Source organism: Frankia sp. CeRuru1, assembly GCF_977966315.1.
On record NZ_CDWWEW010000151.1, the window covers coordinates 1 to 11,259 of the forward strand.

Sequence of the window (11,259 nt, forward strand, 5' to 3'; positions counted from 1 at the left end):
GCCTCGGATCGTGCGATGTTCTTTCGGCAACATGCCAACATGTGATGTGCTTGCGTTGTCGAGCGCGGTGCGGCCGGTTGATCGGGGCCTTCGTGGCCGCGGAGGATCTGTGCCAGTTAGCGCTGACTGCTGCCCGTCAGTGCTAGTTCGTGCGCATCGCCGTTGTTTGGTCCGGACTGCGCTCATGTAATTCGGGGGCGGGTTCCGGTTGCGCGTTGCGCGCTCGCGAATGTCCGTCACTCGGTGCTACCTCGCCATCCTTTTGAGTTGAAGACGGGTGCCCCCAGCCGGGCTAGTTCTTCACCCGCTACAGTTGTCCGCGCCCCCGGAACATTCCCCCGATGCCCGGACCGCCTACTCCAATGCGCCGGCCCGGTGTTGTCATCTGTGGTCTTCCGGTGACATGTCCCGATGGAACTCGACTACTCACCCCCCGCACACGAGGCACTCGACTCCCGGGTGCCGGACGAGAGGACCGGATGCTCCAGAATTGGCCCATCCGCTCGAAGCTAGTGGTGATTCTCGTCGTCCCCCTGGCTGCGCTCGCGGTACTGAGCGCGATACAGGTGCGGGGGAACGTCGACAACGTGCGGGTCGCCAACCGCATCAAGGCACTTGCCGACTTCTCGATCAAAAGCAACGATCTGGTCCAGGCCCTGCAGGTCGAGCGGTACGCCACGAACTCCTATGTCGGTTCCAACTACATGGCCGTCGCTCAGGGGCAGGCGGCGCTCGCCGCCCGCGGCCCGGTGGACCAGGCCCTGGCCGTCTATCGGGCCGGTGAGGCGGCGCTGCCCGCGGCGGGTCGTGACACCCTGGCGACCACGCTCGCGTCGATCTCGGAACGCCTCGACAAGCTCCCGGCGCAGCGCAAGGCGATCGACGCGCACCAGGCGCAGGTGGACCAGAACATTGCTTTCTACTTGGGTGCCGTGGACGACCTCCTCGCCCTCAACGCCCAGGTGGCGGCCGGAAGCCGCAACACCTCGTTGGTCAACGGTGCCACCGCACTGGTGAGTATCGCGCAGGCCAAGGAGCAGGTCGCCCACCAGCGCGGCGCCGTCGTCCGCGTGATCCTCCTCCAGCAGACAGATGTGGCCACGCTGCGGGAGATCCAGACCAGGACTGGGGCGGAGGATGCCTGGCTGGCCCAGTTCCGCACCACGGCCACGGCGGACGAGCAGGAGTTCTACAACGTGACGGTCGGCCGGACGATCTCGGCCGCCGCGACATTGCGTGACGGCACGGTTAACGCCGTACAGAACGGCCAGTCGCTGACCGTTACCCCGCAGATCTGGCTGCAGGCCTCCGACGCGAAGATCAATGCGATGCGGCAGGTCGAACGCCGGGTCGCGGCCGATCTCGGGACGGCCAGCGCGAACATCGCCAGTTCGGCCACCCGAGACGCGCTCGTCAGCGGTATCGGCGTGGCGCTGGTGCTCGTGGTGTCGGTGGTGATTTCTCTCCTGGTGGCGAGCCCGATGATCCGGGACCTACGCCGACTGCGCCGCGGCGCCCTCGAAGTCGCGAACGAGCGGCTGCCCGGAGTCGTCGACCGTCTGCACCGCGGGTCGCCGGTGGACGTGGCCGAGGAGGAATTCCCGGTCGAGGTCCGGAGCAAGGACGAGATCGGTCAGCTCGCCGAGGCGTTCGGCACCGTGCACGCGGTGGCCGTGCGGACCGCGGTGGAGCAGGCCGCGATGCGCAAGAGCATCGGGGACACGTTCCTCAACCTCGCCCGCCGCAGCCAGGCACTCATTCACCGCCAGCTCAAGGTGATCGACGCCTTGGAGCGCAAGGAGACCGACCCGGACGAGCTGGAGGAGCTCTTCCGTCTCGACCACCTCGCCACCCGTATGCGCCGGCACGCCGAGGACCTCATCGTGCTGTCCGGCTCCAAGCCGGCCCGTGGTTGGCGCCGGCCTGTCCCGGTCAAGGACGTCGTCCGTGGCGCCGTCGCCGAGGTGGAGGACTACACCCGGGTCCAGGTGATGTCGATCGACGGAGGGGCCATCAGCGGTCACGCCGTCGGTGACGTCATCCACATGCTCGCCGAGCTGATCGAGAACGCCACCTCCTTCTCTCCGCCCCACACGCCGGTGCATGTCTCCGGGCACGAGGTGTCGAACGGTTTCGTGATCGAGATCGAGGACCGCGGGCTGGGCATGAGTCCGGAGGAGTTCGACGCCGTGAACGAGCGGCTGGCCAACCCGCCCCCCTTCGACCTGTCGACCAGCGAGCGTCTCGGCCTGTTCGTTGTCGGTCGGCTCGCCGAGCGGCATTCCATCTCGGTCAAGCTGCGGTCCTCGCCGTATGGCGGCACGATGGCGATCGTCCTGGTGCCGACCACGCTGCTGCGGCAGGTCGACCCCGACGGGGAGGCCCGGCCGGAGCCCGCGCAGATCGCCCCGCCGCTTGCCATGACGCGGGTTCCGGCTCTCGACGGCCCGGCCATCGACGAGGACCGGTTCCGCGGGTCGCTGGTGGACGCGGACGGCGACCTCGCCGGTCCCCCCGCGCTCTCCGAGGACGCGGCCGCGGCTGCGCACGGTCAGGACGAAACGCTCATCGACGATCTGCCGGTCTTCGCCACGGTGCGATCGAGCTGGTTCGTCGCCGACCGCCCGCGGCACCGTTCCAACGGCAGGCGTTCGGACGCTCCGCCGCGTCCCTCGACCCCGCGTTCCGACCCGGACAGCGGGCCGGGCGAGGAGCCCGGCTCCCGCGGCTTCGGTACCCCCCCGCCGCTGCCGTCGCGCCGTTCGCGTGGCGGCCGCAGGGCCGCGGGGGACCAGTCCCACCAGGCTGTCCCGGACCACCCCCAGACGCCCGGGTCGGACGACCCCGACGGCCCGCCGGCCCGTCCGGGGCAGGACGAATCTTTCCGGGACGAACCCTTCCCGGAGGAACCCTTCCGGGATGGGCCCCTCCGGGACGGACGGGACGTCCCCGGTCCGGGTGGCCACAACGGTGCGCCCGGCTCCGGATATGGCGGCGACGGCGGACCCGGCGGCCGTGTCACCTCGCTGTTCGGTGACAGCCCCATGGCCAGGGAGCGGTCGCGCGGTGGTGACCTCGGCTCCGCCGACCCGGGGGAGGCCACCCGAACCGATCCGTTCACCTCACCGCTGGGCCGGCCGGTGGGGTACTCCGGGGGATTCCACCGCGAGGACGCCCCCGCCATGGGCCAGACGGTCGTCCCCCTCGGGCGCCCGGCGCCTTCGGCCCGTTCAGACGAGCCCGCCGAGCCCGCCGAGCCGGCCGGGCCTGGCGCGGACGGCCAGCCGCCCGTCAGTTTCACCGAGGTGGGCCTGCCCAAGCGCACCCGGCGGGCCAGTCTCGCGCCGCAGCTTCGCCGGGACATTCCCGAGGAGAGTTCCGGAATGCTCGCCGCGCAACGGAGCCCGGAAGAGATCCGCAGTATGATGTCGTCCTTCCAGAACAACTTTGGTCGTGGTCTGGCGGACGGCCAGGTTTCGAACGACGGTGACGATGTAGGAAAGGTGACCTGATGCGTCCGCTGGGGCCGTCCGAGAACATGAGCTGGTTGCTCAACAACCTCGTCAAGAAGGTGCCCGAAGTCACCTATGTGATTGCGCTTTCCTCCGACGGGTTGTTGCTCGCCACCTCGTACGGGATGGACCGGGCGACCGCCGACCAACTGGCCGCGGTAGCCTCCGGATTCAACAGCCTGGCGCGCGGCGCGGGTCGTTTCTTCGGGGGTGGAAACGTTCGGCAGACCATTGTCGAGATGGACGAGGGATTCCTGTTCGTCACCGCGGTGGGGGACGGATCGTGCCTGGCCATTCTCAGCAGCCCTGGCGCGGACATCGGTCTCATCGCCTACGAGATGGCGCTGCTGGTGACCCGGGTCGGCGAGTTCCTCACCCCGGAACTCCGGGCTCAGATGCAGTCCGCGCTGCCACTCTGACCTCGGCCCGGCGATCGGGTGGGGGTCCGATCGGTTGGTGGGTCAGCCGGTCGCCCCCTGCGCCATCACCGACCGGATGACAGCAGAATTCTCAAGGCAGGAGGACCGGATATGTCGCGCGATGACGAATGGTTCGACGAAGAGGCTGGTCCGGTCGTCCGCCCCTACGCTGTCACCGGGGGCCGGACACGGCCGACGAACCAGACGTTGGAGCTGGTCGCGTTGGTGACCACCACGCCCAACGGCCGGCTGATGATGCGGACGCTGGAGCATGAGCAGCGCGCCATCGCGCTGCTCTGCCAACGCGTGCAGTCGATCGTGGAGATCTCCGCTCGGCTGAATCTGCCGGTCGGGGTCGCGCGGGTCCTCGTCGGCGACATGCTCGACGCCGGCCTGGTAACCGTGACCCGACCGGCCCGACCCTCCGACCGCCCTTCCATTGCCCTCATCGAAAAGGTGCTCGATGGACTACAGGCCCTCTAGGACGGGGTCGCCGGAAACGGCGCCGCCGCATCCGGTAAAAATCATCATCGCCGGCGGGTTCGGAGTCGGGAAGACGACGTTTGTCGGTTCGGTGAGCGAAATTCAGCCCCTCACCACGGAGGCCGCGATGACGGCCGCGAGCATAGGGATCGACGACACCAGCGCGGTCGGCTCGAAGACGACGACCACGGTCGCGATGGACTTCGGTCGGATCACGCTTCTCGATAGCATTATTCTCTACCTTTTCGGCACCCCGGGCCAGGACCGGTTCTGGTTCATGTGGGATGAGCTCGTCCTCGGCGCGATCGGCGCGGTGGTCCTGGTGGACACGCGGCGGCTGGCCGACTCCTTTCCGGCCATCGACTACTTCGAGGAGCGCGACATCCCGTTCCTCATCGCGCTGAACCGGTTCGACGGTGCGCGGGAGTACCGGGCGGAGGACGTCCGGGCGGCGTTGGACCTCGATCCGCGCCGTCCGGTGGTGTTCTGCGACGCCCGGCAGCGGGAGTCGGTCCGGCAGTCCCTGGTGTCGCTGGTCCGCCACGCCCTCGACGTGGTGTCCGCGGAGGCGTCCCGGTCGGGCCTGCCCCAGCGGTCGGGGTGAGCGGCCGCGTCGGTCCGGTGGGCACGGCTGGTCCGGTCGGCGTCCGTCGGCCACGTCCCGATCCTGCTCCGAGGAAGGGGAAGGTGCTCGATCTCTTCGGTATCGATGAGGTCACCCTGGCCGCCTATCGGCTGTGGCTGTGCCACGAGGTCCTGAGCGTGCCCCAGGTGGCGGAGATGCTCGGCGAGCCGCTGGTCGCCGCGGGGCGGGCGCGTGATCGTCTGGTCGAGCTGGGTCTGCTGCTGCCCTCGCGCGAACGGGCCGGTCACTACGTCGCGGTGCATCCCGAAGCCGGGCTCGACCACCTGCTCCAGGCGCAGCACGAGCAGCTGATCCGTCGCCATGAGCGGCTGCTCCTGGCCCGGGCGCAGATCAGCTCCTTCGTCTCGGACTACCTGGAGAGCCGTCCCGGCGGGGACACCGTCGAGGTAAGGCGGATAGACGGCGCCGACCAGGCCCGTGCGGAGCTGCTCGCGATCGTCGGGCGAGCCGAGCGGGAGGTGCTCGCGCTGCACACTCGGCGCGAGTGGTCCTCGGCCCTGACTCGCGAGGTGATGCCGGTCGAACTGCGCGCGTTGCGGCGTGGCGTGGTGATGCGCAGCGTCCTGCCCCGGTCGATGCGCCTGGACGAGCTCGGCGCCGGCTATGTGCGGACCGTGGCGGCGCATGGCCTGGACGCCCGGATGATCGACGATCCCCGGCTGGACGCCACCGCGGTCGACGGGCGGATCGGCCTGGTCCGACTGGGCCGGGGGTTCGCGACCGGCCAGACCCTGCTCGTGCGCACCCCGGAGCTGACCGCCCTGCTGCTCACCCTGTTCGAACGGGTCTGGGAGGCCGCCGAACCGCTGAGCAGCGAGGCGATAGCCGCTCCCGGGGACGGTGACGACGCGCCGAGCGACACCGAACGGCTGCTGCTGCGTCTGCTCAGCCTCGGCATGAAGGACGAGGCGGCCGCGCGCCACCTGGGCGTCTCCGTCCGCACCGTGCGTCGCATGATCGCCGATCTGATGGCACGGTTGAACGCCCGTAGCCGGTTCCAGGCGGGTACCCTCGCCGCGCAACGCGGCTGGCTCTGAACGGGCCGGTTCTGAGCATCTGGTTCTGAGCATCTGGTTCTGAACAGCCGGCTTTCGCGCCGCGGCGGCCCTCCGGCGATAGCCCCGGTCAGGTGAGAGCGGCCGACGTCGGCCAGACGAGGCCCCGGCTCCCCGACCAGAGAACACCATACTCGACCAGGCCGAGGCCGAGCGTGGACGGCGTGGTTCCCACGAGATCGAGATCCCGGCTCTCCTCCGGTGGCGTATCGACCACCCCCGGGCACCGGGAAGCCCGCTCACGGTGGTTGTAGCCACGTTGTTCTTCTTGTGTGCGCCAGTTGGCATTTGACTGCCAGGGCAACTTGCTGCCAGGGGAAATCCAGGACAGCCGCGCCGCGTGGCCCCATGCTCTCGATGAGTCAAAGAAGCTGACTGCTTCAGAAAGGCTGGCTGCTTCAGAAGGGTCGCTGGGCTGCCTCAGAAGGGTTGCCGGATGGGAAGCGGTGGTCGCGCACCGGTCACTCCTGCCTGGCTTCATGTTCGTCGGCGGATTCCCCCTGTCACCTGTAACGCGGCGCAAGGTGCCGAGGTCGGTCCGTCAGGGCCGGTCCGCCCAGCTGCCCATGCACACGGTACCCGTGCTTGCCATGCACGCGGTACCCGTGCTTGCCTGGGGTCAAACACACGTTTCCCAAGAACATGTCGAGGAGATTCTCGTGCCCTCAGCCACCGGTCCCTTGGTTACCGGTCCGCAGAACCCCGCCACGCCGTCCGGAGGCCAGTCACACCGGACTCTCATCGTGGCCAGGATGAACCCTGCCGACGCTCCCGCCATCGCGGCGACCTTCGCCGAGTCCGATGCCGGAGAACTACCCGGAATCGTGGGTGTGACCAGGCGTGACCTGTTTCACTTCCATGGCCTTTACTTTCATCTGATCGAGGCTCCGACTAACGTCAGAAACACCGTCGAGAACGTCCATGAGCATCCGCTGTTCGTCGACGTGAGCAAAAAGCTCGGGAAATACGTCTCCGCCTACGACCCGGAGACCTGGCGCACCCCCGGGGACGCGATGGCGCAGAGTTTCTATTCGTGGACGGCCGGCTGAGCCCCCGGTACACCACCGGGCTCCTGACACACGGCCGGGCTCCTGTACACCGCCAGAGTACCGGGCTCGCCGGCTGCGGCCGCGGCCGGTCATCAGCGACTGCGTCCTCGATTCCGCCCACAGGTACGCCCAGTTTTTCATGTGAACCCCGAAACCCGAAAATGAAAAAGGGAGTACGACATGCCCCGGCAATGGTCGGCCGATGCCCTGCTTGACTTCCTGGTCGAACAGGCCGGTCTGCCCTCGGACGAGCGGCCGACGGACCTGGACGTGACCTTCATCGACATCGGCCTCGACTCGCTCGCCTACCTCCAGCTCTCGGCGGAGGTGGCCGGGACCTTCGGGGTGGACCTCCCGGCCGAGCTGCCGGAGAGCTGGACCCTCGCCGAGATCCTGGCCACGGTGAACGCGGCTCTCGACCAGCACGAGACGGTCTGAATCCGCCGTTAGTTTCCACGTCACATACCTTCCAAGCCGACCGGAGCCGACGTGAGCGGGCACACTGACAACTCGATTTTCATCGATGCCGACATTGAAACCGTCTGGACCATCACCAACGATCTGAAATCCTGGCCGGACCTCTTTACCGAATACGCCTCGGTAGACATTCTTGAGCACCACGAGAACACCTTCAAGTTTCGCCTGACCATGCATCCCGACGAGAACGGGACGGCGTGGAGTTGGGTGTCCGAGCGGACACTCGACCCGGCCACCCGGCAGGTGCGCGCGTACCGCGTCGAGACCGGCCCGTTCGAGTACATGCACATCCACTGGAGCTACACGCCGGAGGGCACCGGCACCCGCATGCGCTGGGTGCAGGACTTCCACATGCGCCCGTCGGCGCCGGTGAACGACGAGCAGATGACCAACCGCATCAACACCAACACCGCCCGCGAGATGTCGGTGATCCGGGAGAAGGTCGAGCGGGCCGCCGCCGAGCTGCCCCCGGTCTCCCTCGCGCTGCCGGAACAAGTCTGAGGAGAACGAGACCGGTGACTTCCGTGACAGCGATTCCGAAGGTTCTCTGCATTCACGACATGACCCCCAACCGTCGGCGCGGCGGTGACGTCCGCACGCTGCTCTCCCCGGTGACCGTGGGTTCGACCTCGGGTTTTTTCGGCACCCTGACCCTCCAGCCGGGTGAGGTGGTGACCGAACACCTGCACCCCTACTCGGAGGAGTTCCTCTACTGCGTGCGCGGCATTGTGACCGCCCGACTGGACGGTCAGTACCAGGACCTGCCGGCCGACCACGGGGTGTGCATCCCGATCGGGATGCGCCACCGCGTCGTCAACACCGGCGAGGAGACCGCCTTCCTCGTCTTTCACCTCAGCCCGCTGGCACCCCGGCCCGATCTCGGCCACGTCGACACCGAGGTACCGCTAGACCCGGACGCCCCGCACGTCCCGGTCGCCCCGCACGCTCCGGTCGCCCCGTCGGCACCCACCGTCGACGCCTTGCCCCACGGGTCCGGACAGTGAGCGGACCAAGACGGACGGCGGTCACCGGGGTCGGGGTGGTCGCCCCCGGCGGGGTCAACCGCAAGGAGTTCTGGACCCTGCTGACCGACGGCCGTACCGCGACGCGGCGACTGTCGTTCTTCGACCCGACCCAGTTCCGTTCCCAGGTGGCCGCCGAGTGCGACTTCGACCCGGCGGCGGCCGGCCTGACCGCCCGGGAGATTGCGCGTAACGACCGGTTCGTGCAGTTCGCCTTGGCCGCGGCGTTGGAGGCGGTCGAGGACAGCGGCCTGGACCTGCGGGGCGGCGGTGATGGCGGGGACAGCGGTGATGCCGGGGACGGCGGTGATGCCGGGGACGGTTCCGGGGACGGCCCGATCGTCGGCGTCAGCATCGGCAGCGCGGTGGGCGCGACCACTCGCCTGGAGAACGAGTACGTCGAGGTCTCCGACAGCGGGCGGGACTGGGAGGTTGATCCCCGGTACGCCAGCTCGTTCCTCTACCACGCGATGGTGCCGAGCTGCCTGGCCACCGAACTGGCCTGCCGGTTCGGCACGCACGGCCCCGCCTTCGTGGTCTCCACCGGCTGCACCTCGGGCATCGACGCGGTCGGCTACGGCCATCAGCTCATCGTCGACGGCGAGGCCGACATCGTCATCGCCGGTGCCTCCGACGCGCCGATCTCCCCGATCTCGATGGCGTCCTTCGACGCGATCCGCGCGACGACGGCCCGCAACGACGACCCCGAACACGCCTCCCGTCCCTTCGACGCCAGCCGGGATGGCTTCGTGATGGGGGAGGGCTGCGCCGTCCTCATCCTGGAGGAGCTCACCGCCGCCCGGTCGCGCGGTGCGCACATCTACTGCGAGGTGGGTGGGTACGCCTCGCGCTCGAACGCGTTCCACATGACCGGACTGCGCCCCGACGGGGTCGAGATGGCCGAGGCGATCCGGGTCGCGATGGACGCGGCGCGGGTCGGGGCCGACGACATCGACTACATCAACGCGCACGGATCGGGCACCAAGCAGAACGATCGGCACGAGACGGCCGCCTTCAAACGTTCGCTGGGACAGCGGGCGTATGACATCCCGGTCAGCTCGATCAAGTCGATGATCGGGCACTCGCTGGGCGCGATCGGGTCGATCGAGATCGCCGCCTGCGCCCTGGCGATCGAGAACGACGTCATCCCCCCCACCGCCAACTGGACCACCCGCGACCCCGAGTGCGATCTCGACTACGTCCCGAACATCGCCCGGGACCACGCTGTCGACGTGGCCCTGTCGGTCGGCAGTGGTTTCGGTGGCTTCCAGTCGGCGATCGTCCTCGCCGCCCCGACGCGATGAACGCCGCCGTGGAGGCCGCCGCCGTGGAGGCCTCCGCCGCGACGGCCACGGGGCCCGCCCACCGGGACGGTTCGCCGCAGGCCCCGGTCCGGCCGGTCGTCACCGGGCTCGGCGTCCTCGCGCCCAGCGGCATCGGGACGGAGGAGTACTGGGCGTCGACCCTGCGCGGCGAGTTGAAGATCGCGCCGATCAGCCGGTTCGACACCACCTGGTACGACGCCACCCTCGCTGGAGAGGTCGCCGGTTTCGCGGTCGAGGACCACGTCGACAAGCGGTATATCGTCCAGACCGACCGGTGGACCTGGTTCGGGATGGCCGCGTCGCGCCTCGCCATGGCCGATGCGCGCTACGACCCCGCCGCGCACGATCCGTATGCGACCTCGGTGGTGTTCGGCAGCGGGTCGGGCGGTGTCGACATCGGACAGCGCGAGCTGGGACGGCTGTGGACCCGGGGCCGCACCGCGGTGAGCGTCTATCAGTCGATCGCCTGGTTCTACGCGGCGACGACCGGGCAGACCTCGATCCGGTATGGTCTGAAGGGGCCATCGGGGGTCCTGGTCAGTGACGGTGCCGGCGGAATCGACAGCCTCGCCCAGGCCCGGCGGATTATCCGCCGCGGCACGCCGACGGTGCTCGCCGGGGGGGCCGAGGCGAGCCTGACGCCCTATGCGATCACCGGCCATCTGTCCAGCGGCCGGGTCAGCACCGCGACCGTCGCTGCGGACGGCTACAAGCCGTTCGACGTCCGGGCGAACGGTTACCTGCCCGGTGAGGGTGGCGCGACGCTCGTGCTCGAGGATCCGGCCGCCGCCGCCGCCCGGGGAGCCCCGCACGTCTACGGCGAGATCGCCGGCTACGCCGCGACGCACGACGCCGCCCACCACGAACGCCCCGCCCCGGACGTGCGCTGGCTCGCCACCGCGATGCGCCGGGCCCTGCGCGACGCCGGCCTCACCCCGGACGACGTCGATGTCGTCTTCGCGGACGGCGCAGGTTCACCGGACCTCGATGCCCAGGAGGCGGCGGCGATCCGCGCGGTCTTCGGCGCCCGGACGGTCCCGGTGACGGCGCCGCAGGGCTTCGTCGGCCGGCTCCTCGCCGGCGGCTCGGCGTTGACGGTGGCCGCGGCGTTGCTGTCCATCCGGGACGGGGTCATCCCGGCGGTGGGCAACCTCGACACCCCCGATCCGGCCCATGGGCTCGACCTCGTGCGTACGCCCCGGCGTGCACCCGTGCGGGTGGCGCTGGTGAACGCCCGTGGCTACGGCGGTTTCAACAGCAGCCTCGTGGTT

12 protein-coding genes are annotated in these 11,259 nt (G+C 69.1%); 11 read left to right on the forward strand and 1 reads right to left on the reverse strand.

The window, feature by feature from the left end:
- Positions 1 to 479 precede the first annotated feature (479 nt).
- From AC08OP_RS12720 to AC08OP_RS12740, 5 genes are all read left to right on the forward strand, one after another.
- A complete protein-coding gene (locus tag AC08OP_RS12720) occupies positions 480 to 3,512 on the forward strand; it encodes a sensor histidine kinase (RefSeq protein WP_476614379.1) in 3,033 nt (1,010 codons plus the stop codon).
- The gene (locus tag AC08OP_RS12725; protein ID WP_011437246.1) at positions 3,512 to 3,931 is read left to right on the forward strand and encodes a roadblock/LC7 domain-containing protein; all 420 of its coding nucleotides are present in this window, start codon (positions 3,512 to 3,514) and stop codon (positions 3,929 to 3,931) included. The genes AC08OP_RS12720 and AC08OP_RS12725 overlap by 1 nt, the downstream gene beginning before the upstream one ends.
- A 111-nt stretch (positions 3,932 to 4,042) precedes the next feature.
- Positions 4,043 to 4,414 (forward strand): DUF742 domain-containing protein, encoded by a 372-nt coding sequence (locus tag AC08OP_RS12730; RefSeq protein WP_011437245.1) that lies wholly within the window; start codon positions 4,043 to 4,045, stop codon positions 4,412 to 4,414.
- Positions 4,395 to 5,018, forward strand: a complete 624-nt coding sequence (locus AC08OP_RS12735; protein ID WP_462186585.1) for a GTP-binding protein — start codon at positions 4,395 to 4,397, stop codon at positions 5,016 to 5,018. Before AC08OP_RS12730 ends, AC08OP_RS12735 begins: the two co-directional genes overlap by 20 nt.
- An 83-nt stretch (positions 5,019 to 5,101) precedes the next feature.
- On the forward strand, positions 5,102 to 6,097 hold the full coding sequence (locus AC08OP_RS12740; protein ID WP_476614380.1) for a LuxR C-terminal-related transcriptional regulator: 996 nt from the start codon (positions 5,102 to 5,104) through the stop codon (positions 6,095 to 6,097).
- 88 nt (positions 6,098 to 6,185) lie between these two features.
- Here the strand turns inward: AC08OP_RS12740 and AC08OP_RS12745 are convergent, their stop codons facing one another.
- Positions 6,186 to 6,332 (reverse strand): hypothetical protein, encoded by a 147-nt coding sequence (locus AC08OP_RS12745; protein WP_476614381.1) that lies wholly within the window; start codon positions 6,330 to 6,332, stop codon positions 6,186 to 6,188.
- 463 nt (positions 6,333 to 6,795) lie between these two features.
- On the opposite strand from AC08OP_RS12745, the gene AC08OP_RS12750 reads away from it, so the two are divergent.
- The 6 genes from AC08OP_RS12750 to AC08OP_RS12775 form a co-directional block, all read left to right on the forward strand.
- Positions 6,796 to 7,164, forward strand: a complete 369-nt coding sequence (locus AC08OP_RS12750; protein WP_476614384.1) for a TcmI family type II polyketide cyclase — start codon at positions 6,796 to 6,798, stop codon at positions 7,162 to 7,164.
- A gap of 180 nt (positions 7,165 to 7,344) precedes the next feature.
- The gene (locus AC08OP_RS12755; protein WP_476593231.1) at positions 7,345 to 7,602 is read left to right on the forward strand and encodes an acyl carrier protein; all 258 of its coding nucleotides are present in this window, start codon (positions 7,345 to 7,347) and stop codon (positions 7,600 to 7,602) included.
- A gap of 51 nt (positions 7,603 to 7,653) precedes the next feature.
- Positions 7,654 to 8,142: an SRPBCC family protein gene (locus tag AC08OP_RS12760; protein WP_462186588.1), complete on the forward strand. Its 489-nt coding sequence runs from the start codon at positions 7,654 to 7,656 to the stop codon at positions 8,140 to 8,142.
- A gap of 59 nt (positions 8,143 to 8,201) precedes the next feature.
- The gene (locus tag AC08OP_RS12765) at positions 8,202 to 8,645 is read left to right on the forward strand and encodes a cupin domain-containing protein (protein WP_476614385.1); all 444 of its coding nucleotides are present in this window, start codon (positions 8,202 to 8,204) and stop codon (positions 8,643 to 8,645) included.
- A complete protein-coding gene (locus tag AC08OP_RS12770) occupies positions 8,642 to 9,967 on the forward strand; it encodes a beta-ketoacyl-[acyl-carrier-protein] synthase family protein (protein WP_476614382.1) in 1,326 nt (441 codons plus the stop codon). Before AC08OP_RS12765 ends, AC08OP_RS12770 begins: the two co-directional genes overlap by 4 nt.
- Positions 9,964 to 11,259, forward strand: a 1,296-nt coding sequence (locus AC08OP_RS12775; RefSeq protein ID WP_476614383.1) for a beta-ketoacyl synthase N-terminal-like domain-containing protein, incomplete at its 3' end; no start/stop codon positions are given. The genes AC08OP_RS12770 and AC08OP_RS12775, both read left to right, overlap by 4 nt.